The organism is Pseudomonas sp. BNK-44-b (assembly GCF_047456245.1).
GTDB lineage: Bacteria > Pseudomonadota > Gammaproteobacteria > Pseudomonadales > Pseudomonadaceae > Aquipseudomonas > Aquipseudomonas machongensis.
The window spans coordinates 810,473-832,917 of sequence record NZ_CP179908.1; the positions used below are offsets into that span (position 1 = coordinate 810,473).

15 protein-coding genes are annotated in these 22,445 nt (G+C 64.9%); 5 read left to right on the forward strand and 10 right to left on the reverse strand.

Going from position 1 to position 22,445, the window contains the following annotated elements; genetic code table 11:
• Positions 1-166: 166 nt before the first annotated feature.
• The 3 genes from ACMGGG_RS03950 to ACMGGG_RS03960 all read right to left on the reverse strand — a co-directional run bounded on the left by ACMGGG_RS03950 (position 167) and on the right by ACMGGG_RS03960 (position 6,333).
• A complete protein-coding gene (locus ACMGGG_RS03950; RefSeq protein ID WP_112897595.1) occupies positions 167-2,578 on the reverse strand; it encodes a glucose/quinate/shikimate family membrane-bound PQQ-dependent dehydrogenase in 2,412 nt (803 codons plus the stop codon).
• A 30-nt stretch (positions 2,579-2,608) separates the two neighbouring features.
• Positions 2,609-3,955: a carbohydrate porin gene (locus tag ACMGGG_RS03955; protein ID WP_414154905.1), complete on the reverse strand. Its 1,347-nt coding sequence runs from the start codon at positions 3,953-3,955 to the stop codon at positions 2,609-2,611.
• 332 nt (positions 3,956-4,287) lie between these two features.
• The gene (locus ACMGGG_RS03960; protein ID WP_063543404.1) at positions 4,288-6,333 is read right to left on the reverse strand and encodes a TonB-dependent receptor; all 2,046 of its coding nucleotides are present in this window, start codon (positions 6,331-6,333) and stop codon (positions 4,288-4,290) included.
• Positions 6,334-6,545: 212 nt separating this feature from the next.
• Between ACMGGG_RS03960 and ACMGGG_RS03965 the strand changes: the two genes are divergently transcribed.
• Positions 6,546-6,767, forward strand: coding sequence for a VF530 family DNA-binding protein (locus ACMGGG_RS03965; RefSeq protein ID WP_063543406.1), 222 nt, complete (start codon positions 6,546-6,548; stop codon positions 6,765-6,767).
• Between the two features lie 2 nt (positions 6,768-6,769).
• Complete coding sequence (locus ACMGGG_RS03970; RefSeq protein WP_153773999.1) at positions 6,770-7,399, forward strand: Pr6Pr family membrane protein; 630 nt, start codon at positions 6,770-6,772, stop codon at positions 7,397-7,399.
• 55 nt (positions 7,400-7,454) lie between these two features.
• Here the strand turns inward: ACMGGG_RS03970 and ACMGGG_RS03975 are convergent, their stop codons facing one another.
• The 4 genes from ACMGGG_RS03975 to ACMGGG_RS03990 form a co-directional block, all read right to left on the reverse strand.
• Positions 7,455-8,216: a siderophore-interacting protein gene (locus ACMGGG_RS03975; RefSeq protein ID WP_414154906.1), complete on the reverse strand. Its 762-nt coding sequence runs from the start codon at positions 8,214-8,216 to the stop codon at positions 7,455-7,457.
• Positions 8,213-8,755, reverse strand: coding sequence for a PadR family transcriptional regulator (locus ACMGGG_RS03980; protein ID WP_063543412.1), 543 nt, complete (start codon positions 8,753-8,755; stop codon positions 8,213-8,215). The genes ACMGGG_RS03975 and ACMGGG_RS03980 overlap by 4 nt, the downstream gene beginning before the upstream one ends.
• Positions 8,756-8,871: 116 nt before the next feature.
• The gene (locus tag ACMGGG_RS03985) at positions 8,872-11,988 is read right to left on the reverse strand and encodes a transglycosylase domain-containing protein (protein WP_414154907.1); all 3,117 of its coding nucleotides are present in this window, start codon (positions 11,986-11,988) and stop codon (positions 8,872-8,874) included.
• 102 nt (positions 11,989-12,090) lie between these two features.
• A complete protein-coding gene (locus ACMGGG_RS03990) occupies positions 12,091-13,710 on the reverse strand; it encodes an FMN-binding glutamate synthase family protein (protein WP_125930579.1) in 1,620 nt (539 codons plus the stop codon).
• A 184-nt stretch (positions 13,711-13,894) separates the two neighbouring features.
• Here ACMGGG_RS03990 and ACMGGG_RS03995 point away from each other — a divergent pair, with 184 nt between their 5' ends.
• Entirely contained in the window at positions 13,895-14,152 is a 258-nt protein-coding gene (locus tag ACMGGG_RS03995) for a type B 50S ribosomal protein L31 (RefSeq protein ID WP_063546663.1), read from the forward strand.
• Positions 14,153-14,158: 6 nt separating this feature from the next.
• Here ACMGGG_RS03995 and ACMGGG_RS04000 read toward each other — a convergent pair whose 3' ends face one another.
• Entirely contained in the window at positions 14,159-18,439 is a 4,281-nt protein-coding gene (locus ACMGGG_RS04000) for a DEAD/DEAH box helicase (RefSeq protein ID WP_414154908.1), read from the reverse strand.
• A 140-nt stretch (positions 18,440-18,579) separates the two neighbouring features.
• Between ACMGGG_RS04000 and ACMGGG_RS04005 the strand changes: the two genes are divergently transcribed.
• A complete protein-coding gene (locus ACMGGG_RS04005) occupies positions 18,580-18,993 on the forward strand; it encodes an NUDIX hydrolase (RefSeq protein WP_054891811.1) in 414 nt (137 codons plus the stop codon).
• Here the strand turns inward: ACMGGG_RS04005 and metR are convergent.
• Complete coding sequence (gene metR / locus ACMGGG_RS04010) at positions 18,977-19,894, reverse strand: transcriptional regulator MetR (protein WP_054891810.1); 918 nt, start codon at positions 19,892-19,894, stop codon at positions 18,977-18,979. The genes ACMGGG_RS04005 and metR overlap by 17 nt on opposite strands.
• 197 nt (positions 19,895-20,091) lie before the next feature.
• Here metR and ACMGGG_RS04015 point away from each other — a divergent pair, with 197 nt between their 5' ends.
• Positions 20,092-21,087: an alpha/beta fold hydrolase gene (locus ACMGGG_RS04015; RefSeq protein WP_054891809.1), complete on the forward strand. Its 996-nt coding sequence runs from the start codon at positions 20,092-20,094 to the stop codon at positions 21,085-21,087.
• 21 nt (positions 21,088-21,108) lie between these two features.
• Here the strand turns inward: ACMGGG_RS04015 and ACMGGG_RS04020 are convergent, their stop codons facing one another.
• Positions 21,109-22,434, reverse strand: a complete 1,326-nt coding sequence (locus ACMGGG_RS04020; RefSeq protein ID WP_054891808.1) for a sigma-54-dependent transcriptional regulator — start codon at positions 22,432-22,434, stop codon at positions 21,109-21,111.
• Positions 22,435-22,445 lie beyond the last annotated feature (11 nt).

Consider the following 22,445-nt stretch of genomic DNA (forward strand, 5'->3'; position numbering starts at 1 on the left):
GGGGCACCTGCGTGAATGACTATGGTGCTTAGATGGGGCGGGGAGGGATGGGTTTCAATGGTAGACGAAGGCAGGAGGGGGAGGCTTTCATCTTTGCCGGCCGGTGCCGTGCCGCTCGCGGGCCTGCCCGCGAAGGCGGCGGTGTGGCCACCGCCGCAGTCGAGGCTTACTCAGCCAGTTTGTAAGCGATGATGTAGTCGCCCATCTTGGTGCCTAGCGAGCCATGTCCTCCGGCCACGATCAGCACATACTGCTTGCCGTCCTTGCCCGTGTAGGTCATTGGCGTGGCCTGGCCACCGGCTGGCAGGCGAGCGCTCCACAGTTCCTTGCCGTTGTGCACGTCATAGGCGCGCAGGTACTGGTCCAGGGTGCCGCTGAGGAAGCCCACGCCACCGGCGGTGACGATCGAGCCACCCATGCTTGGTACACCCACCGGCAAGCCGATCGGTACAGGGGTGCTGTCACGGGTGGTGCCGTTCTTGCGTTTCCACACCACCTTGTTGGTGAACAGGTCGATAGCGGCCACATAACCCCAGGCCGGTGCCTGGCACGGCACGCCCAATGGCGACATGAACGGGTGCATGGTCACGGCATACGGGGCGCCGGTGTTCGGCTGCACGCCGCTGGTCTCGCTTTCGCGCTTGCTGCCTTCGGCTACCTGCTCGCGCGGGATCATCTTCGACACGAACGCCATGTAGTTCGGCGAGGTGAACAGCAACTGACGCACCGGGTCGACCGACACGCTGCCCCAGTTGAACACGCCGACGTTGCCGGGATACACCAGTGAGCCCTGCTCGGACGGCGGGGTGTACTGGCCTTCGTAGCGCAGCTCGCGGAACTGGATGCGGCACAGCATCTGGTCGAATGGCGTGGCGCCCCACATGGCCTGTTCGGTCAGCTCGGGGCCGAGCAGGTTGAGGTCGGAGCGGGCCTGGGTCGGCGCCGTGTGATCGCCCTTGACCGCGCCTTGCGGTACCGGGATCTCGCGGATCGGCACGATCGGGGTGCCGTCACGACGGTCGAGCACGTACAGGCTGCCCTGCTTGGTCGGCACGATGACCGCAGGCTTCACGCCATCGTCGGTCTTCAGGTGCACCAGGGTGGGCTGGCTGCCCACGTCCATGTCCCACAGATCGTGGTGGGTGAACTGGTAGTTCCAGCGTGCCTTGCCGGTGGCCAGGTCCAGGGCGACCACGCCAGCGCTGTACTTCTCGGCGCCTGGGGTGCGGTCGGCGCCCCATTGGTCAGGGGTCTGGTTGCCCAACGGCAGGTAGATCATGCCCAGGTCTTCATCGACGCTGGCCAGCGACCACATGTTCGCCGAGTTGCGGCTGTAGGTCTTGCCCGGCGCCAGCGGCTTGGTGTCGTCGGGGTTATTGCTGTCCCAGTTCCACACCAGGCGGCCGTCGTGCACGTCGTAGGCGCGGATCACGCCGGACGGTTCGTTGGTCGACTCGTTGTCGGTGACATGCCCTCCGATGATCACCAGGTCACGGGTGATCGCCGCTGGCGAGGTGGAGTAGTAGCCGCCGGCGGTGAATGGGCCGATGCCGGTGGTCAGGTCGATCGCACCCTGGTTGGCGAAGCCTTCGCAGACCTTGCCGTTGTCGGCGTTGATCGCGATCAGGCGGGCATCGGCAGTGGGCAGGTAGAGGCGTCGTGGGCAGGTCTGGGCAACGACCTGGCCGGCATCGGAGATCTTCGGCGCAGGGCTGCCGTCACGGCTGACGTAGCGGTTCTCGTCATAGTACGAAACGCCGCGGCAGGTCATGTGGGCGAAGCCCTTGAAGGTCTTGACCGGGCTCTTGACCTGCGGGTCGAAGCGCCAGATTTCGGCACCGGTGTCCGGGTCCAGGGCCAGCACCTTGCTGTGCGCGGTGCAGGCATAGAGCATGCCGTTGGCCTTGAGTGGGGTGTTCTCGTTGGTCAGTTCGACCGGGTCGTTTTCGGTCGGCAGGTCGCCGGTGCGAATGCGCCAGGCTTCTTCCAGGCGATAAGCGTTCTGCGGAGTGATCTGGCGCAGGGGCGAGTAGCGGTCGCCGTGTTCGGTGCGCCCGTAGGCCTGCCATTCGCCGTCCGGCATGGAAGGCGCTGCGCTGGCCATTTCGCTGCTGTCACGCCCCAATTCGCCGAAGATCTCCCCGGGATGGGTGAACTGGCTACCGACCGCGGTTGCGCCGGAGGCGACTACGGCGGCGGCCAGCAGGGCGCCGTTGACCTTCGAGGCAGGCCCAAGCAGCGGGCGGCGCGCCCAGGGCAGCAGCAGGACCACGCCAAGGGCGAACCAGATGGCCAGGCGTGGCACCAGTTGCCACCAGTCCAGGCCCACTTCCCACAGCGCCCAGGCGGTGCTGGCCAGCAGCACCAGGCCATACAGGCCAAGGCCGATGCGGCGCAGGGCGATCAGGAGGATGCCCGAAAGGGCAAAGCCGATCCCGCCGATCAGGTAGTAAAGGGATCCGCCCAGCTGGCTCAGCTTGATACCGCCTGCGATCAGGGCCAGGCCCATCAGCAACAGCAGCACGCCTACGAGGCGCGGTAGCCAGCGGGTTCCATTCTTGGCACCGTCAGTGCTCATCGCATGTTCTCCGTTCGTTCAAGGTTGGGTTCAGAAACTGCTCTGGATCTTCAGGCCGCCGATCAGCGCGTCATCGACCTGCGACACCCCGCCCGGATGGCGGATGTACTGCAGGTTAGGACGCACGGTGAGCCAGTCCGCCAGGTGAATGCCGTAGTAGAGTTCGGCGCTGTATTCGGTGTCCTGGACGGGCAGGAAGCCGGGATTGTCGTAGTCGACGACAGCGTTGGCCTGGTTGGCCAGGCGCGCGTTCTTGCGGTAGGCGGGGTTGACGTGCACGCGGGCGAGGGCGAAACCGATGTCGTCCTTGGCGCGGGCATCGAAGGGCCCCTTGTACACCACACCTGCCTGAACATAGTTGTCGATGGCATTGGTCTTCTTGTCATGCATCGTTGCATTGGCGAACAGGCTCAGCCCGCGCGAGGCGTCCGAGGCGCGAGAGGTCACCTGCTGCTGGGCGCCGAGCCAGAGACCATGCTTGCTGGCGCTGCTGCGGTAAGCCTGGCCGCTCAAGGTCGCCGGTTGGCCGTTGCCGTCCTTGTAAACATCCTGTGCCTTGGCATTACTGTAGTAGTAGCCGGCGCGATATTCCCCTTTCAGACCATTGACCCTTGGGGTCCACACCAGTTCGATCGGCATCAGCGCACCTTGCGTACCGCTGCCACTGAGCTTGAAGCCATTGCCGGATTCAAGGTTGGAGGGATTCTGTTCGAAGACGCCGACCTGCGCGTATAGGTCGTCAGCGAGGTTGTACTTCACCCGCAGCGCCCACTGGCTGACCGGCCAGTTGTACCAGATGCCACCCACCCAGTTGCCCACCTGCGAGCCACAGAACGCCAGGTTCTGGAAGTCGCAGGGGAAGCTGTTGAAGTCCTCGCCTTCACCGAAGCGGCCGACCTTCACGTCCAGTGCGCCATCGAAGTATTTCTGCTTGATCCACATTTGTGTCAGGCGCCAGGTTTCGCCGCGGCCCCAGACTTCCTGGGCGGAGGTGAAACCTCCCACGCGCGGGTCGTTGATCCGGTCGTTGCTGATGTTCTGGCCGTGGCGTTCGGTGACCGTCAGCTGGAATTCGCTGTCGTGCCAGCCGAGGATCTTTTGCAGGTCCAGATGGGCGCCCAGGGTGAACTGGTCGCTATAGCGTGCGGTGCGATCGTGATCGAAACCGCCGTGCAGGTTACTGCCCATTTCGCCGGTGTAGCCGAAGGTAAAGTCGTAGCCCTGCGCCTGGAGTGCGGTGCGGGTACCGCCCCAGTCACCGAACATCCAGGGTGAGTCATTGGCGAAGGGCGCGTCGGCGCTGGCGCTGGGCGAAAAGCCGCTGAGCAGGGCGGTGAGGGCGAGGCCCGGGTATGGATTCCTCGGCAGTTGAAGCATGAGATAGCGCTGTCTTTTGATTATTGAGAAAAACGCAAGCGCATCGAGGAGCGAACGCTTCGATGGAAACGGCTGAGGGATTTATGAGTGAAGCGTTTCAGCTTGCGGTGCGGAGGATATAGGGGAAGTTGTAAGAAAAAAAGACAAAATGTCGCAGGGGATTGTTGTCGCAGACGTAATAGTGGGTGCAGTTCGTGCAGGAGCGGGCTGGCCCGCGAAAAAACACCGCGCTGCCTGGCACGGGCTACGCCCGTGTTCGCGGGCAAGCCCGCTCCTACACGGATTGGGCTGGCCTTCAGATTTTGAACAAGACAGTTGCCCCTGCACGCAGGTCAGAAGCTGGTGCGCAGCCCGACTTCGACACTACGTCCCGGTGCCGGCGCGATATCGCGCAGGATGGAACTGGCGTAGCGCACGGTCTGGTCGGTCAGGTTCTCGCCACGTACGAACGCCAGCCACTGGCTCTGGCCAATGTCGAAGCGATAGCCGACGCTGGCGCCGAGGGTGGTGTAGCCGTCGGTCCCGTGTTCGTTGTCCGGCTTGCGGTGCTGCGAGGCGGCGTGTTGCACGTCCACGCGCGCCTGCCAGCGATCCAGCTCCCACAGCAGGCCGGTGCCCACCCGCAGCGGGGCGATGCGTGGCAGTGGCTCGCCGGTGTCGAGGTTCTTGGCGCGGGTATAGTCGCCGGACAGCTCCAGGGCGAAGCTGCCGTAGCGGTTCTCCAGCAGCTTCCAGCGATCCTGGGCCTCGATACCATAGAAGCGCGCACGCACGCCCTGATAAAGGTACTCGGGAATCCCGCCGTCGTCGTGGTCATGATCATGGTCATGGTCGTCGTCACCATGGTCATGCCCTTCACGCAGATTACCGCTGCCGATCAGGCCGATGTAGTTGCGAAAGTGGCTGTAGAACACGCCGACACTGCCCTTGTGCGTGCCGTTGTCGAAGCGCAGTGCCAGGTCGCCGGAAATTGCCTTCTCCTTGTTCAGGTTCGGATCGCCGACTTCATAGGCGCCGGTGGCGACGTGTGCGCCGTTGGCATATAGCTCGTAGAAGGTCGGTGCGCGCTCGGTGTAGGCCAGGCTCGCCGCCAGTGCCCAGACCGGATCGAGCTGGTACACCGCGCCCGATGACAGGCTTGCGGCATTGAAGCTGGTCGATTTGTCGGCACCGACGAAGTTCTCGTTGCCCTTGGCATCCGGGTCGATGCGGGTGTGCTCCAGGCGGGCGCCGAGGCTCAGGTTCAGGCGTTCGGTGGCCTGCCATTGCTCGAGCATGAACAGCGCCAGGCTGTCGGTGTCGGTGTGCGGCACGAAGGCTTCTTCACCCAACGCCGAGAACTCGTTGCGACTGACCTGGGCGCCGATCACCCCTTCGACGGGGCCGATGGGCTGGTGGCGGGCTTCGATGCGCGCCTCATAGCCTTTGTTCTTGAAGGTGGTGTGGACCTCGCCCTCTTCGATCTCGCGGTGTTGGTAGTCGGTGTAGCCGGCGTCGACCTTGACCGAACTGAACGGTCCTTCGAGGTCGCGCAGTTCCGAGGCGAAGGCGTAGTGGTCCTGTTGCATGTCCAGGCGCACGCCGGGCTCGGCCACCGAGCCGTAGTTGCTGTCGTAGCGGCTATAGGACAGGCCTGCATAGCCATGGTCCCAATGGTAGGAACCACCGATGGCGCCGCCGTCCTGGCGGCCGTCGCTGTTTTCCAGGCGATGCTTGCTGCCGGGTTCGTCGGCGTCGCGCACCTTCGCGCTGCGTGCATAGCCGGGGATGCGCAGGTCGTTGAACTGACGGCTGTTGGCGTCCAGGTGCAGGGCGAAATTGCCGTCACCGGCTTCGAGCTTGCCGGCGCTGCTGCGCGTGGTGTCGGCGCCGCCATAGCGCAGCTCGCCTGCGCCATGGATGCCTTCGATAGGCGAGTCGGGAATGCGGTTGTCGAAGGTGTTGACTACACCACCGATGGCGTTGCCGCCGTAAAGCAGCGCAGCCGGGCCACGGACGATCTCGACGCGTTCGACGGTGACCGGGTCCAGCGGCACGGCGTGGTCATAGGACAATGACGAGGCATCCAGGGCACCGACGCCATTGCGCAGGATGCGGATGCGGTCGCCATCCAGGCCGCGGATCACCGGGCGACTGGCGCCTGGACCGAACCAGGTAGAGGCGACACCGGGCTGTTTGTTGAGGGTTTCACCGAGGCTGCCGTGCTGCTGTTGCAGCAGGTCATCGCCTTCGAGCACGGTGCTTGGGGCGGCGAGCTGGCGGTTGCCGAGCGGGTTGGCGGTGATCACCTGGGGTTCGAGCTCCACCGCCTGGCTGGGCGATGACGCCAGCCACAAGGCGACAGCGAGGGGAGAGAGGCGCAGGGACTTGGACAACATGAGCGTGTGACGTTCCTTGGCAGATATTTATAGTGAAGATACGAATAGATACAATATAACATTGCTATTTCATCACAGAGGTTTCCTGTCTGGCCAGGGGTTTGTGCTGTGGAAGGCTCTGGCCCGGGCTGGGAGCGCAGGCGGTCCGCATCCTTGCACACCGGCCCACTACACTCGTGTAAGGTGCGCATCTTTCAACGCGGGAGCACTGCATGAGCACGGCCCAACACAACGCACTGCACGGCAAGACGCTGGAGCAGATCCTCACCGAGCTGGTGGCCCACTACCAATGGCAGGGGCTGGCCGAGCGCATCGACATCCGCTGCTTCAAGAGCGACCCGAGCATCAAGTCGAGCCTGACCTTCCTGCGCAAGACGCCCTGGGCGCGGGAAAAGGTCGAGCAGCTGTACATCAAGCTGTCACGCAAGGCTTGAGGGTGCCGCGTCCCTGGCTGACCCTGGCCGCGCTGCTCGGCTGGACGGGGTTGGCGGTGCAGTTGTATCTGGTGCTGCTGGCGCGCTGGCAGGAGCAGGCCAGCTTGATCGGTGGCATGGTCAATCTGTTCGGCTATTTCACCGTGCTGAGCAACACCCTGGTGGCCACGGTACTGAGCCATGCGGCGTTCGGCCGTGGGACGGCGGCGCGGCGCTGGTTCCTGACGCCGGCGGTGAGCTCCGGTGTGCTGGTCAGTATCGTGCTGGTGGCAGTGGCCTACAGCCTGCTGCTTCGGCACCTGTGGCAACCCGAGGGTTGGCAGTGGCTGGCCGACGAACTGTTGCACGACGTGATGCCGCTGGTGTTCGTGCTGTACTGGTGCCTGGCGGTGCCCAAGGGGCGCTTGCGGCTATGGCACCTGGGCGCCTGGAGCCTGTACCCGCTGGTGTATTTCCTGTTCACCTTGTGGCGGGGGCATGAGATCGGGGTCTACCCCTATCCCTTCGTCGATGTGGCGAGCCTGGGGTATGGGCGGGTGCTGATCAATGCACTGGCGGTGTTGGCGGGGTTCTGGGGGATCGGGTTGCTGGTGATCGGGGTGGATCGGTGGTGGGGGCGGGTGAAGGGATGAGTCGGGACGAGTCGCTGCGACTCGTCCCGCGACAGGGCCGCATCGGTCTTACTGGCTACTCATCATCCGCACTGCCCTCTGCGCGCCAGTAAGCCGCTGCCTTGAGCGCATCCTCGGCAACGCCCTTTTCCAGCAGCAAAGCCTTGGCCTGCCGGGTCAGGCCCTTCTCCAGCGCTACCCAGCCATACAGCCGGCCCTGCGGCAACGTCAGGTTTTTCACCAGGCCGAGCAGGTCCTCTGCCTGCCGACGTACCCAGATGACCTCCACCTGCGCCTTGCTCGGCAGCGGCTGGCGCTCCTGTTCATCCTCGATCTGGATGACCGCCAGCACCTGGCGTCCGGCCGGCATCTCCTCGAGCCGTCGGGCAATCGCGGGGATGGCGGTTTCGTCGCCGATCAGCAGGTAGCTGTCGAAGATGTCCGGCACCACCATCGACGCGCGTGGGCCGACGATATCGAGGTGCTGGCCCGGCGCGGCCTGGGCAGCCCAGGTCGAGGCAGGGCCGTCGCCATGCAGGACGAAGTCGATGTCCAGCTCCAGGGCGTCCAGGTCGATGCGCCGCGGCGTGTACTCGCGCATTGTCGGCCGTACGCCGCCGTCGCGGCCCAGGTTGCGGGCGTCGATCGCTTGTTGCTCCTCGGGCGTGCAGCCGAACAGCACCTTGACGTGGTCGTCCGTGCCCAAGCTGGTGAAGCCTGCCAGTTCCGCACCGCCCAGGGTGATACGGCGCATGCGCGGGGTCAGGTCGGTGACCCGCAGCACCTGCAGACGGCGTTGGCGGATCTCGTGGTTGACGCGATGAATGGTGTCGCTCATGGGGTTTTCTCCTGAACGGAATCGGTCGGCCCGCCTGCGATGGCCCTGGCCGTGTCGTTGAGCAGGCCGCGCACCCGCTCGATTTCCTCGGGTGTCCAGCGACCGCTGTGCATGTGCAGGGCATGGCGCAGATTGCCGACTGCCTCGTTGATCTCTGGTGGACGGTCATGTCCGCGCAAGGCGCGCTTGCTCAACTCGATGCGCATGCGTACGCCGTCGAGGGCGACGGCTTGTTCGGCGAGTGATTGGCGACCGACTTCGGTGATGACATAGAGGCGCTTGCTGCCCTGAATCTGGCCACTGATCAGCTCGGCTTCCTCGAGAAAGTTGAGGGTCGGGTAGATCACCCCGGGGCTGGGGCTGTAGCTGCCATCGAATAGCCCTTCGATCTGACGAATCAGGTCATAGCCGTGGCCGGGTTGCTCGGCGAGCATCGACAGCATCAGCAGTTTCAGATCGCCAGGGGCGAACACCCGCGGGCCGCGCTCACCGCGACCGGGGCGGCGCTCGAAAGGATCATGGGGGGCGTGGTCACGCATGGGGTGCAGGCTCCTTGTGTTTCGATATATCGCAAGATATTACTCAAGATATATCTAAACACAAGGCTTCAAATGCAGATGATTATCATCTGGTTTTTTGATGGGTGCCTTGCCTGTCAGTGCATCGCCAGTTGCGGCGCCTTGCATTCATTGGGGTTTCCCGGCTCCAGGTATGGCATGAGAATCGGCGCCATACCCTTGAGTACCTGCACGGGCAGGGCCGAGGTGAACTTGAACGACTCCGCCGTGCGTCCCGGCACGAAGGCGGTGAGCGTGCCGAAGTGGTTGTCGCCGAGGAAGAACACGAAGGTGGCAGTGCGGTTCAGCGAGCGTGAGCCGATCAGCCGTCCGCCGGCGCCGTAGCTCTGCAGGCGGTTGTCACCCGTCCCGGTCTTGCCACCCATCACCAGCAAGGTACCGTCGTGCAGCTTGAAGCTGCCGGAAATACGCCGCGCGGTACCGGCATCGACCACCTGCGACATCGCGCCTTTCAGGGCCCGCGCCACTTCCAACTTGAGGATTCGTTGGCCGCGGTCGGGGTCGCTGATCAGCTTGGTTTCATAGGGGGTGCCGGCCGCGAAGTGCAAGGTGTCGATGCGCAGGGTCGGCAGGCGTACGCCATCGTTCTGGATGATGCCTACCAGTTCGGACAGCGCCGCAGGGCGGTCGCCCGAGCTGCCAATGGCCGTGGCCAGTGACGGTACCAGGTGATCGAAGGGGTAGCCGACGCGCTTCCAGCGCTGGTGGATGTCGAGAAACGCCTCGATTTCGACCATGGTGCGGATGCGGCTGTCACGGGCGCCCTGGTGACGGCTCTTGAACAACCAGCTGTACACCTCCTGACGCTCGAAGCGACTGGCGTTGACCATCTCGGTGGGGGTGGCGCCAGGGTTTTTCAGCAGGTAGCCGAGCAGCCACAGGTCCAGAGGGTGGACCTTGGCGATGAAACCCTGATCGGGCAAGTCGTACTTGCCTGGACCGTAGGCGGCGTACATTTCAGAAAGGCGGCCGTCGTTGAGCTTGGCCATGGCGGCCTTGTCCTTGGCGCTGTGCGCGCGGACGAAGGCGTTGAAGGTTTCCTGGCCGGCCTCGGGGAACAGGTAGCGGTGCACCGCCGCCAGGCGCTGGGGGGTGACGCGCATGCTGTCGAGGAAGGTGTCCAGGCGTTGCTGGGAGGTCTTGCGCTGGTACTTGCGCCAGAAGCGCATCAGGTAATTGGTGCCCTCGCGGTCGGCGAAGCGCGCCAGGTACTCCTGGCGGCGCGGGTCGGCGTCATCCTTGAGCAGTGGTTCGCGGTTGTAGGGTTGCTGGTAGGTGACGTAGCGCACCAGGTCGCGCATCAGGCGGATGAACGGCAGGTTGATCGACTCGCGCAATGCGTCCTTGAGGGTCGGGTTGCGGCCGTTGTCCTCCTTGCGGAAGTTGTTGAACACGTGCATGCCACCACCGGTGAAAAATGCCTCGCCGGTATTGGCCGAGTACTTGCGCTCCAGCGCGGCGTCGAGCATGGCGTCGAGGTTCTGGTTCTTGCTGTTCAGCATCAGCCATTCCAGTGACCACTGGGTGATGCGGTCCAGGTCGGCTACCTCCACTTTCTTGAGCTCGGCTACCGGCTTGCCGGCGTACTTGTCGTGCAGCTCGGCGACGATTTCAAGGTACGTGGTCAGCACTCGCAGCTTGGCGGTCGAGCCCAGTTCCAGCTTGCTGCCCTCGTTAATGTCGAACGGTTGGTTGGTGCTGTCGGTCTGCACCCGAACCCGCGAGCCGTCGGCGGTGCGCTCGAACAGGGTGAAGCTGTAGCTGACCTGGTCGGTGGTCTTGCTGGTCAGCAGGCGCTCGCCGATCAGGCCCATCTGCGCGGCGAACTCGGGGGCGGCGAGGTTCTTCAGGTACTGGCTGACCTGGGTCTGCAAGTCGGCTTGCAGGGTGCTGGTGGCGGAGAGGTCGAGGCGATCGAGGTCGTACAGCGGGCGGTTGAGCATGGCTGCCAGGCGGTTACGGGCCAGGCTGATGCCCTTGTTGGTGATGATCGGCACGATGGTCGGCTGGGCCACCCAGTCGCGGTACACCGCCTTGCTGGCCAGCGCGGCATCCGCCAGCGGGCGATCGATGATGCCGTTGGCAGCGAGCACGCGGATATGCGAGTCGGTGAGCTCGGCCAGCTCGACGCGGCCTTTGGACAGGTAGTGCGAAGGTCGGCGCTGGGCAATCATCAATGACAGCACTTCACGCAGGGCCAGGCCACGAGCGGCCATGCTCTGGGCGTCGGTTTCCGTCGAGGTGAGCGCCTTGTTCACCTCGGCGAAGTCGGCGCCGTACCAGACCCGCAGCCCTTCGGCCATGCCGTGCACTTCACCGTGCCCGGGTACCGCCGAGAGCGGCACGCTGTTCAGGTAGTCGCGCACGATGCGCTGGCGCGCCTCGGTGGTGTCAGGCCCGCCCTGGTAGGCGCGCACGCTGGCAGAAATCATCTGGCGGATCTTCTCGGCGCCATTGACCGTCAGGCCGTCCGGCGAGTGCCGGTATTTTTCCAGTTGTGTGGCCAGGGTGCTGCCGCCCGCCGACTGGCCGGGCAGGGCCAGGTACTTGGCGACCTGGCTGTAGGCAGCCTTGGCGAAGCGTGGCCAGTCTACCGCCGGGTTGTTCTGCGGGTCCTTGCTGTCGAGCAGGTCGCGGTTCTCGATGAACAGCAGGCTGTTGACGATCACCGGTGGGATCGAGGCGAAGTCGTCGTACAGGTGCTGGGGGTAGTGATACTGGTAGAGGGTGTCGCCGCGGCAGTCGGTGATCGACAGGCCGGCCTGGATCTTCTCGACGTAGGGCACGAACAGGCCGTGGTCGACATAGCGCATCAGTGCCGGGGAGAAACGCACCTGCTCGCTGATCAGGTAGTCGCGCTTGAGCAGACGCGGCAGGAACTGGCCCAGGGCGCTGTAGCCCAGGCGTTTGTCGAAGGGGCCGTCGCCTGGGTAGACGATCGCGTCGCTCGGTCCGCGCTCCAGCGAGTAGGTGAGGGTACTGGCCAGGCGGCTGAATTCACGCGATTGCAGGTCGGAGCTCTGCACCTCGTCATAGACGGCAAAGCCCACCGCCACCATGGCCACCAGCACGATCAGGATGATCAGTCGCCACCACAACCGACGCTGACGAGGTGGCTTCGGCTGTGGTGGCTCGGCCAGAGGTGTTTCGGGTGCTTCCGTTCTGGTCTGTTCCGATTGCCACAGTGCGCCCATAGAGTTCAGTCCGGCCAAGTATTTTCGTCTTGCTTGTCTGAAGCTTAGACGCTGGCCGGACTTGGTGAAAAAATTGTGAGGGCGACGAACGGTGTACCCGGATCAGGCCGCGGCTTCGCTGTGCGGCTCGAAACTGTCGGCGCGCGCCAACTGCCACATCCGCGAGTAGAACTGCCCGTCCACCTCGCCGGTCAGCAGTTCGCCGGGCTTGAGGAACACGTGCATCTGCGAGAACAGCTTGATCTCGGTGGCGGAAATACGCCGCACCAGGTGCTTGGCCTCCAGTTGCGCGGGGTGCTCGAGGCCTGCAGCGGCCAGCATTTCGGCCAGGGCGCGCAGGGTGTTGTGGTGGAAGTTGAGCACCCGCTGGGCCTTGTCGGGCACCACCAGTGCGCGCTGGCGCAGGGCGTCCTGGGTAGCAACGCCGGTCGGGCACTTGTTGGTGTGGCAGCTCTGCGACTGGATGCAACCGATGGCGAACATGAAGCCGCGTGCAGAGTTGGCCCAGTCGGCGCCGATAGCCAGCACGCTGGCGATGTCGAAGGCACTGACGATCTTGCCACTGGCGCCGAGCTTGATCTTGTCGCGCAGGTTCAGGCCAACCAGGGTGTTGTGCACGAACAGCAAGCCCTCGCGCAGGGGTACGCCGATGTGGTCGGTGAACTCCACGGGCGCGGCGCCGGTACCGCCCTCCTTGCCGTCGACGACGATGAAGTCGGGCAGGATGCCGGTTTCCAGCATGGCCTTGGCGATGCCCATGAATTCCCACGGATGGCCCAGGCAGAACTTGAAGCCCACCGGCTTGCCGCCGGACAGCTCACGCAACTGGGCGATGAACTGCATCATCTCGATGGGCGTGGAGAACGCGCTGTGGCGAGACGGCGAGATGCAGTCCTCGCCCATGACGATGCCGCGGGTGTCGGCGATTTCCTGGGTCACCTTGTGCTTGGGCAGGATGCCGCCGTGGCCGGGCTTGGCGCCCTGGCTCATCTTGATTTCGATCATCCGCACCTGTGGGTTGGCGGCCTGCTCGGCGAAGCGCGCGGGGTCGAAGCGTCCGTCCGCGGTACGGCAGCCGAAATAGCCGCTGCCCAGTTCCCAGACCAGGTCGCCACCGTGCTCGCGGTGGTAGGGGCTGATGCTGCCTTCGCCGGTGTCATGGGCGAAGTTGCCGAGCCGGGCACCTTCGTTGAGGGCGCGGATGGCGTTGGCACTGAGCGAACCGAAGCTCATGGCCGAGATGTTGAAGATCGATGCCGAGTAAGGCTGGCTGCACTGCGGCCCGCCGACGGTGATGCGGAAACCTGTCGGGTCGGCCAGTGGTGCGGGGCGCATGGAGTGGCCGATGAACTCGAAGCCCGACTCATACACATCGATCAGGGTGCCGAAGGGTTTGTCGGAGGCCTCGTTCTTGGCGCGGGCGTACACCAGCGAGCGCTGGGCGCGGGAGAAGGGCAGGGCATCGCTGTCGGATTCGAGCAGGTACTGGCGGATCTCCGGGCGAATGCCTTCGACCAGGTAGCGAATATTGCCCAGAATCGGGTAGTTGCGGCGTACCGCATGGCGTTTCTGCAGCAGGTCGAACAGGCCGATCAGGCTGAGCACGGCGGTGGTCAGGGTGAAGGGCCACAGCCATTCGTGGTGCAGGAAGGGAAGGCTGGCCAAGGTGAACAGCACGCAGGCGGCGAACACGGCGTAACGGCTGAGGAGTGACAGACTCATGCGAAAATCCTTGCGAATGCTTCGGTCAATCAGGCTCAGGGGCCTGGGCAAACCCCGACCATAGCCCGGTCGGGTGACAAATGGCCAGCGGACGAAAGGCGAGGAAAAATGAAATTTCGAGTATCGAAAATCATTCTCAATGTAGTATGTTATAAAGTATCAATTTATGACCGAGGTGATTTTCATGAAAGCAGGTATCCATCCCGAATATCGTCCCGTGCTGTTCCACGACACGGCGGCGGATGTGTTCTTTCTGATCGGATCGACCGTGGAAACTGATCGCACCCAGGTTCACAGCGACGGCCAGACCTATCCCTACGTGGCGCTGGATGTGTCCAGTGCATCGCACCCGGTCTACACCGGGCAGCAGCGCAAAACGACTGTCGAAGGGCGAGTGGCCGGGTTCAACAAGCGTTTTGCAGGGTTTGCCGCGAAGGCTTAGGTGCGCTCAGTTGTCGCGCAACAGGCGCTGGCGCCAGGTTTGCTGTTCCTCGGCCGGTCCCTCGATCAGAAACCGGTAGCTGCCCGCGATCCGCACGGCCACCGGCACGCCGTCGCGATACAGCAGGCGGTTGCCCCCCACAGCCGGTAGCTTGCTACCTGGCAGCAGGGTGCCGACCAGGTTCAATGGATCGCTGGCGCTGACCACTACCAGCGCCCCGTCCACTTCCCGCCGCCGCACCTGGCGCAATAACCCCACGGCTTCGGGCAGGGCGAACTGTCCGCCGGCCAGCCCGGCAATGAACCGCCCGCCACGGATTTCCCCACGTGCCTCCAGCCGGTGATAGCAGCGCAGGAGTTCGCGCCATGGCGGTAGTGCTGCGCTTTCGCGCTCCAGCAGGCGCCAGCAGATCACCCCATAACGACGCAACAGGCTGCGGGCTATATGTTCCAGGCGCTGGTCGCTGTCCTGTTCGCCAGTGCTGCGCCGCAGCAGCGCCCAGCGACCGGCCTGCACCATGCTGCTGGACAGCGGTGGATGACCGCGGCGGCTATTGCGTGACGAACGTTTGGCCGGCGTTATCAGGCTGCGCAGACCGCTGAAGCTGTCGGCGGCCGCCAGCCCCGAGCCGACCAGTTCCTGCAGGGCGTTTTCCAGCTCGCTGGGCAGCAGGCGGGCTTGCTCGGCCAGTTCGTCGAAGAACAGCGCGCCATGGGCCTGCAAAGCCTGGTGCACGCGCTGTGCCCGTGCGCCGAGCGCCTCGGGCGACGGGATGCTGGCCAGGCTGCGCCACAGGGCGAGGTGTTCGCGCGGCAGAAGCACCAGCGGCGTGCTCGACAGGGTACTGCTCGACACCGTGGCGGCCAGCCGCGTCCAGGCCCACTGACCACTGCGACAGGCGTCGTCAAGCCAGTGCGGGCTGTAGTCCTTGATCCGCGCAGGCAACAGCTCCGCTTCCCAGGCCCCGGCGGCGCAGGGGAAGCCCTCGAGCTGTCCGAGCACCTGCGCTACCGCCTGCGGCCCGCGCAGGCGTTCCTCCTGGCTCAGGTGCTGCCAGTCGAACTGAAAACGCATGAAATCCTGCAGGCTGACCGGTTCGATCTCCCGGCGCAGGCGCTTGACGGTATAGCGGTGAATGCGTGCCAGCAGGTGACGCTCGCACCATTGCAGCGGCGGCTGGCCTGGGCTGAAGTGTCCGCGCAAGACATAGCCTTCGCGCTCCAGCCGCGCCAACGCTTGTTCGACGTCGCTCTCGCTGCGGCTCAATGGCGTGGCGATCTGCGCCAGGGTGAGTGGGCCGAAGGCGCTCAGGCGGCCACGCAGCAGATCGCTCAGGGCGCTATCCGCATCGACGACCTGGTCGAAGCCGGGCAAGGGCTGCAGGGCAGGGGCGAGCGAAGCGTCGGGGTACAGCGTGGCCATCGACCTCAGGCGCTCGCGAGCCAGCCACAGCGGCTGGCCGCAGGTGTCCAGACGGCAGGCACGGCCAGCGTCTGCCAACTGCCCGAGCAGGGCTGCCCAGCCATCGTTGGCTTGCACCTCGGCTTGCGTGATCGTGCCCAGGCTCATCAGCGCCTCGTGCATTTCGTCGAGGTTGAGCGGTCTTGGCCAGGCTTCATCCGCGACCGCACTGATCGCATCGGCATCCAGCGCGCCGAGGTCGTCGCCGCTGCTTACCTCGTTCCAGCGCCGGTTGAGCACCGCTTGGGTACGGCGCTCCTCCAGCGGTGCATCGTCGAGAAATGCATAGGGACGAGCATTGAGGATGGCCGCGGCCAGCGGTGAGGGGGCGGGCAGGTCGCGGCTGAGCAGGCGCACCTCGCCGCTTTCCATGCGCCGCAGCAGTGCCAGCCAGCCCTCGCTGTCCATGGCGTCGTGCAGACAATCGTCGAGGGTCTGTTGCACCAGCGGATGGTCGGGAATCTGGCGCTCGCCGACGATGTTTTCAAGGCAGGCGATCTGGTCGGGGAACACTGTGGCGACCAGGTCTTCGCTCTTCATCCGCTGGATCTGCGGCGCTACCTTGCGCCCTCCGATGAAGCGCGGCAGGGCCATCGCCACGGCCGCGTTCCAGCGCCAACGCACACCAAACAGAGGCGCGTCGAGCAGTGCCTGGACCAGCACCTGCTCGGCGGTGCGGCTCGACAGGTAGCGCCACACTTCATCGAGGTCGAAGCTGTGGCTGGTGGACAGCGACAGCACGATCGCATCTTCGCTGGCCGCCGCCTGCAATTCGAAATTGAAGGTGCGGCAGAAGCGTTTGCGCAGGGCCAGGCCCCAGGCGCGGTTGATGCGGCTGCCGTAGGGGGAGTGGATGATCAGTTGGGTGCCGCCGGACTCGTCGAAAAAGCGCTCCATCACCAGTGTCTGCTGCGACGGCAGGGCGCCCAGCACTTGCTGGGTACGACCCAGGTAGTCGAGCAACTGGCTGGCGCTGTCGTCGTCCAGCACATAGTCGGCTTTCAGCCACTGCAGCACGCGGGACTGGTCGCCTGCATGCTGCTGCAGCTGCTCATCGAGACGTGCCTGCAGGCGCGCGACTGCGGTGGACAATTCGTCACTGCGCCCCGGCGCTTCACCGAGCCAGAAGGGGATGGTCGGCGGCAGGCCATGGGCATCCTCGACCCGTACCCGCCCGGGCTCCACCCGCAGGATGCGATAGGAGGCGTTGCCCAGCTGGAAGATATCGCCGGCGATGCTTTCCACCGCGAAGTCTTCATTGACGCTGCCGATGTTCAGTGCCTGGGGTTCGAGCAGCACGCTGTAGTCGGCAGTCTCGGGGATGGTACCGCCGCTGGTCAGGGCAGCGAGCTGGCTGCCGCGACGTCCACGCAGGGTGGCATTCACTGCGTCGCGATGCAGGTAGGCGCTGCGTACACCCTGGCGGCCGTTGTAACCCTCGGCGAGCATCTGCAGCAGGGCCTGGTAATGCGCCTGATCAAGCCCTGCATAGGGCATCGCGGCGCGCAGGCAGTCGAACAACGCCTGCTCTGGCCAAGGCTGGTTGCTGACTTCGGCGATGATCTGCTGGGCCAGTACATCCAGTGGCGCGTTGGGGATGTGCAGCAGGTCCAGCTCGCCCCGGCGCACGCAGTCGAGCAGGGCCACGCATTCGATTAGGTCGTCACGCGAGGTAGGGAACAGTCGGCCCTTGGGAATGCCATCGACCTGGTGTCCCGAGCGGCCGACGCGTTGCAGGAAGGCGGCAATGGAGCCGGGCGAGGCTATCTGGCACACCAGGTCGACATCGCCGATATCGATGCCCAGCTCCAACGACGCGGTGGCTACCAGCATCCGCAGACCACCAGCCTTCAGGCGCTGTTCGGCTGACAGGCGATGCTCCTTGGCCAGGCTGCCATGGTGGGCGGCGACAGCGTCCTGGCCCAGGCGCTCGCTCAGGTGCCGGGTCAGGCGTTCGGCCAGGCGCCGGGTGTTGACGAACACCAGCGTGGTGCGGTGTTCGCGGGACAGGGCAGCGAGTCGGTCGTAGAGCAGTTCCCAGACATCCGTGGCCATCACCGCGCCCAGCGGCACGGGCGGCACCTCGATGGCCAGGTCGCGCTCGCGGCTGTGGCCGACATCGACGATGGCGCAGGGCCGCTGATGCCCGACCAGGAACTGCGCCACCCGCTCGACCGGGCGCTGCGTGGCCGACAGGCCGATGCGGCGCAACGATCGGCCGCACAGGGCTTGCAGGCGCTCCAGGGTCAGTGCCAGGTGGCAGCCGCGCTTGTTGCCGGCCAGGGCGTGAATCTCGTCGACGATCACCGTGTGCACCTGGTTCAGCCCGGCACGACCCGAGGCCGAACCCAGCAGTACGTACAGCGACTCAGGGGTTGTCACCAGGATGTGCGGTGCGCGTTTGCGCATGGCTGCGCGGTCTTTTTGCGGTGTATCGCCGGTGCGCACGGCGGTGGTGATGTGTGGTGCTTTCAGGCCTTGCTCGGCAAGTGCCTGGGCGATGCCTTCGAGAGGCGCCTGGAGATTGAGGCGAATGTCGTTGGACAACGCCTTGAGCGGTGAAACGTAGATCACCTGGGTTTGCGCGGGCAGCTCGCCGTCGTGCTCCAGACCTTGGCGAAACAGTTCGTCGAGCACTGCGAGAAAGGCGCTGAGGGTCTTGCCCGAGCCGGTCGGAGCGGCCAGCAGCATCGACTGGCCGGCGTGGATCAGCGGCCAGGCGCGGGCCTGGGCGTCGGTGACGGTGGCGAAGCGTTGCCGGAACCAGGTGCCGACGGCGGGGTGGAACAGGTCGAGCACCGGGTGCTGCTGTGCGGGCAGGTTCATGCAGTGTTTATGGCGTTTGGCGAGGGGGTTGGCAAGGGGCCGTTCGTCCGGCTTCGGGCAGAGTCGGCGTTTACCCCGGTAAACCCGCTCAGAGTGCGCTGCATCAGGTATCCTCGCCAGCCTCTGTCCAGGAATACCCCATGACCAAGACTATCCACATCGCCGCCGCCCTGCTCATCGACCCGGCGGGCCGTACCTTGCTGGTACGCAAGCGCGGCACCCAGGCCTTCATGCAACCGGGTGGCAAGATCGATGCCGGTGAAACGCCGGTCCAGGCGCTGGTGCGCGAGCTGCACGAAGAGCTGGGCGTGCGCATCGACCCCGAGCAGGCCGTGCACCTTGGCCGTTTCAGCGCGCCGGCGGCCAACGAGCCAGGTTTTGAAGTACAGGCCGAGCTGTTTCGCGTCGAATGCGCCGAGGCGGTGATCCCCGCCGCGGAAATCGAGGAAGTGCACTGGCTGGCGGCCGATCAGGCGCCAACCCTGGCACTGGCACCCTTGACCCGCGACCTGATCCTGCCGCTGTGGCGTGAAGGCATCAGCGCACCGCGCTGACACCGTCGAGGGTGGCGAACGAGGTATCCTTGGCGGTCAGCAGGAAATCACGCATGTACGGCGCATCGAGCATGTCGGTGCGCACTGCGGCATAGAGCGTGGCGAACAGGCCTTTCTCGCCCAGGCGCTTGCCCTTCACGTAGCCACGCGAGCTGTACTCGTGCAATGCCCAGTGCGGCATGCCGCACACCCCGCGACCGCTGGCGACCAGCTGCATCATCATCACTGTCAGCTCCGAGGTGCGCACCGCAGCCGGTTCGATATCGGCCGGCTCGAGGAAGCGGGTGAAGATGTCCAGGCGATCACGCTCCACCGGGTAGGTGATGAGGGTCTGATCGGCCAGGTCGTCCGGAACGATGTAGGGCTTGCTCGCCAGCGCGTGCTGGTTGGCCACCGCAAGCATGGCTTCGTAGGTGAACAGCGGCACGTAGGTGATGCCCGCCAGGTCCAGCGGGTCGGAGGTCACCACCAGGTCGAGATCGCCCCGGGCCAGCGCAGGCAAGGGAGCGAAGGCAAAGCCCGAGGCCAGGTCCAGCTCGACCTCCGGCCAGGCATCGCGGAACTGGTCGATGGTCGGCATCAGCCACTGGAAGCAGCTGTGGCACTCGATGGCCATGTGCAGGCGGCCCGCGGTGCCGCCGGCGAGGCGAGCGATGTCGCGTTCGGCGCCACGCAGCAGCGGCAGGGTGGCGTCGGCCAGTTGCAGCAGGCGCAGGCCGGCACTGGTGAAGCGGATCGGCTTGGTCTTGCGCACGAACAGTTGCATCCCCAGGCGCTCTTCCAGCTCCTTGAACTGGTGCGACAGCGCCGACTGGGTCAGATGCAGGCGCTCGGCGGCCTCCACCAGGCTGTCGGCTTCGCGCAGGGCATGAAGGGTTTTCAGGTGACGGATTTCCAGCACTTGCAACTCCGGGAGAAACACTTGGTAAAAGATCGATTGGGTTGAGTTTCTCTCATGTTGCTGTGCCTGTCGACAGCACCCTGCAGATGACCGTTCGGCGACATTAATCAAACTGTCACGCAACTGTGGCAGCGCCACCGAAGGGATTTCATCAGACTCGCGCTCTACTGGGGATTTGCATTCTGGTGTTTCCTTCCATGCGGGTTTTTCTGATCTTCTTTCTTTTGTTGTGCGGGGCGCCGACAGGTTTCGCCGCCGGCCGGTGCGATGCCCATGTGCCGGTGCAGCGAGCCGAGCTGGGTGAGTTGAGCCTGGTCTACCAGAGCGTTGGTGCGCCGGGGGATCCGGCACTGCTGCTGGTCATGGGCCTGGGCGGGCAATTGATCCACTGGCCGGATGATGTGGTCGAGGCCTTGTGTCGCCAGGGTTTTCGGGTCATCCGGTATGACAACCGCGATGTCGGCCTGTCGCGCTGGAACCAGGCACCGGCTTCGGCCAACCTCACCGTCGAGTTGCTGCGCTACAAGCTTGGCCTGCCAGTGGCGGCGCCCTACAGCCTGACTGACATGGCCGGTGACGGTCTGCACCTGATGGATGAGCTCGGGATCGAGCAGTTCCATGTATTGGGGGTCAGCATGGGCGGGATGATCGCCCAGCACCTGGCAGCCATGGCGCCGCAGCGTGTGCGCAGCCTGACGCTGGTCATGTCCAGCTCCGGTGCCGAAGGCTTGCCGGCGCCGAATCCTGCGTTGGTGCAGTTGCTGGCGCGGCGCAGTGCACCAAGCCGTGAAGTGGCGCTGGAGCAGCAGGCCGACCTGCTGGCGGCTCTGGGCAGCCCGACGGTGCACGATGATCGCGCGGTGCTGTTGCAGCAGGCGGCGTTGGCCTATGACCGGGCGTTCAACCCGGAGGGGGTCAAGCGCCAGATCATGGCGATCCTGGCGGAACCGAGCCGGGTGGCGCTGCTCAACCAGTTGCGTGTGCCTACGCTGGTCGTGCATGGCACGGCCGACCCGCTGCTCCCGGTGATGCATGGGGTGCACTTGGCGGCGCACATCCAGGGCAGCCAGTTACGCTTGATTCCAGGGTTGGCGCACCGCTTCCAGGAGCCGTTCAAGGCGCCGTTGCTGGCGGCGGTGCTGCCCTACCTGAAGGCGCATCGTCAGGATGCGACGCACCTGGCAGGGCTTTGAGTCGGGTGGCGCTGAGCCCTGTCAGCCCAACCCGTACTTCTTCACCTTGTCGAACAACGTCGTCTTGGCCATGCCCAGCTCCTGGCTGGCCTGGCTGAGGTTGCCGCCAGTGCGCTGCAAGGCATCACTGAGCAGGTTGCGTTCGAACGCTTCCACCGCCTCGGCAAAGCCCAGCCCCTGGCTTGCACTGCCACCGGCCTTCTTGAACGCCGGCAAGCCCAGCGCATAGCGCTCGGCGACGTTGCGCAGCTCGCGCACATTGCCCGGCCAGTCATGAGCCATGAGCCGCGACAATGTCTGGCTGTCCAGCTCGGGAACTTCGCGGTCGAAGCGTAGCGCCGATTGCTGCAGGAAATGCTCGAACAACTGCAGTACGTCCTCGCGGCGTTCGCGCAACGGCGGCAACTCGAGGGTAACCACGTTGAGGCGATAGTACAGGTCGCTGCGGAACTGCCCGGCCTGGCCCATGGCGTCCAGGTCCGACTTGGTGGCAGCGATCACCCGGCAGTCCACCGGGATGCTCTGGTTCGAGCCCAGGCGCTCGAGAGTGCGCTCCTGCAAGACGCGCAGCAGCTTGATCTGCAGGTTGATCGGCATGCTCTCGACTTCATCGAGGAACAGTGTCCCGCCATTGGCATGCTCGATCTTGCCGATCCGCCGTTTGCCCGCGCCGGTGAACGCGTTGGCTTCATGGCCGAAGATTTCGCTCTCGAACAGATTTTCCGGCAGGCCGCCGCAGTTCAAGGCCACGAAGGGGGCTGTCTGGCGCCGGCTGAAATCGTGCAGGCAACGGGCGACCAGTTCCTTGCCCGTGCCGGTCTCGCCTTCGATCAGGACGTTGGCCGAGGTGTCGGCGACGTTGGCGATCAGTTCGCGCAGGTTCTGCATGGCAGGCGAGCGGCCGATGATCCGCCCTTCCAGCGAGCTGTGACCGGCCAGTTGCCGGCGCAGGGCGACCACTTCACGCGACAGGCCGCGTTGCTCCAGCGCCCGGCGTACCACGTCCACCAGTCGCTCTGGCGAGAACGGCTTCTCCATGAAGTCGTAGGCGCCGTTGCGCATGGCGCCGACGGCCATGTCGATGTCGCCGTGGCCGGTGATCAGCACCACCGGCAGGCTGCGGTCGCGGGCCTTGAGGCGATTGAGCAGCTCCAGGCCGTCGATGCCCGGCAGGCGAATGTCGCTGACGACGATCCCGGCGAAATCGTCACCGATCCGCTCCAGGGCCTGTTCGGCGCTGCCGACGCCTTCGCAAGCGATATCCTCGAGCGCCAGCGCCTGCTGGCAACCGAGCAGCACGTGGGGGTCGTCTTCGACGATCAGGACAGTCAAGGGTGCTTGGTTCATGGGGACCCTTC

Bases quoted from the DNA above. Each gene is read 5' to 3' on its own strand.
- ACMGGG_RS03950 (WP_112897595.1), bottom strand. From the start codon at position 2,578: ATGAGCACTGACGGTGCCAAGAATGGAACCCGCTGGCTACCGCGCCTC.
- ACMGGG_RS03955 (WP_414154905.1), bottom strand. From the start codon at position 3,955: ATGCTTCAACTGCCGAGGAATCCATACCCGGGCCTCGCCCTCACCGCC.
- ACMGGG_RS03960 (WP_063543404.1), bottom strand. From the start codon at position 6,333: ATGTTGTCCAAGTCCCTGCGCCTCTCTCCCCTCGCTGTCGCCTTGTGG.
- ACMGGG_RS03965 (WP_063543406.1), top strand. From the start codon at position 6,546: ATGAGCACGGCCCAACACAACGCACTGCACGGCAAGACGCTGGAGCAG.
- ACMGGG_RS03975 (WP_414154906.1), bottom strand. From the start codon at position 8,216: ATGAGCGACACCATTCATCGCGTCAACCACGAGATCCGCCAACGCCGT.
- ACMGGG_RS03980 (WP_063543412.1), bottom strand. From the start codon at position 8,755: ATGCGTGACCACGCCCCCCATGATCCTTTCGAGCGCCGCCCCGGTCGC.
- ACMGGG_RS03985 (WP_414154907.1), bottom strand. From the start codon at position 11,988: ATGGGCGCACTGTGGCAATCGGAACAGACCAGAACGGAAGCACCCGAA.
- ACMGGG_RS03990 (WP_125930579.1), bottom strand. From the start codon at position 13,710: ATGAGTCTGTCACTCCTCAGCCGTTACGCCGTGTTCGCCGCCTGCGTG.
- ACMGGG_RS03995 (WP_063546663.1), top strand. From the start codon at position 13,895: ATGAAAGCAGGTATCCATCCCGAATATCGTCCCGTGCTGTTCCACGAC.
- ACMGGG_RS04000 (WP_414154908.1), bottom strand. From the start codon at position 18,439: ATGAACCTGCCCGCACAGCAGCACCCGGTGCTCGACCTGTTCCACCCC.
- ACMGGG_RS04005 (WP_054891811.1), top strand. From the start codon at position 18,580: ATGACCAAGACTATCCACATCGCCGCCGCCCTGCTCATCGACCCGGCG.
- ACMGGG_RS04015 (WP_054891809.1), top strand. From the start codon at position 20,092: ATGCGGGTTTTTCTGATCTTCTTTCTTTTGTTGTGCGGGGCGCCGACA.
- ACMGGG_RS04020 (WP_054891808.1), bottom strand. From the start codon at position 22,434: ATGAACCAAGCACCCTTGACTGTCCTGATCGTCGAAGACGACCCCCAC.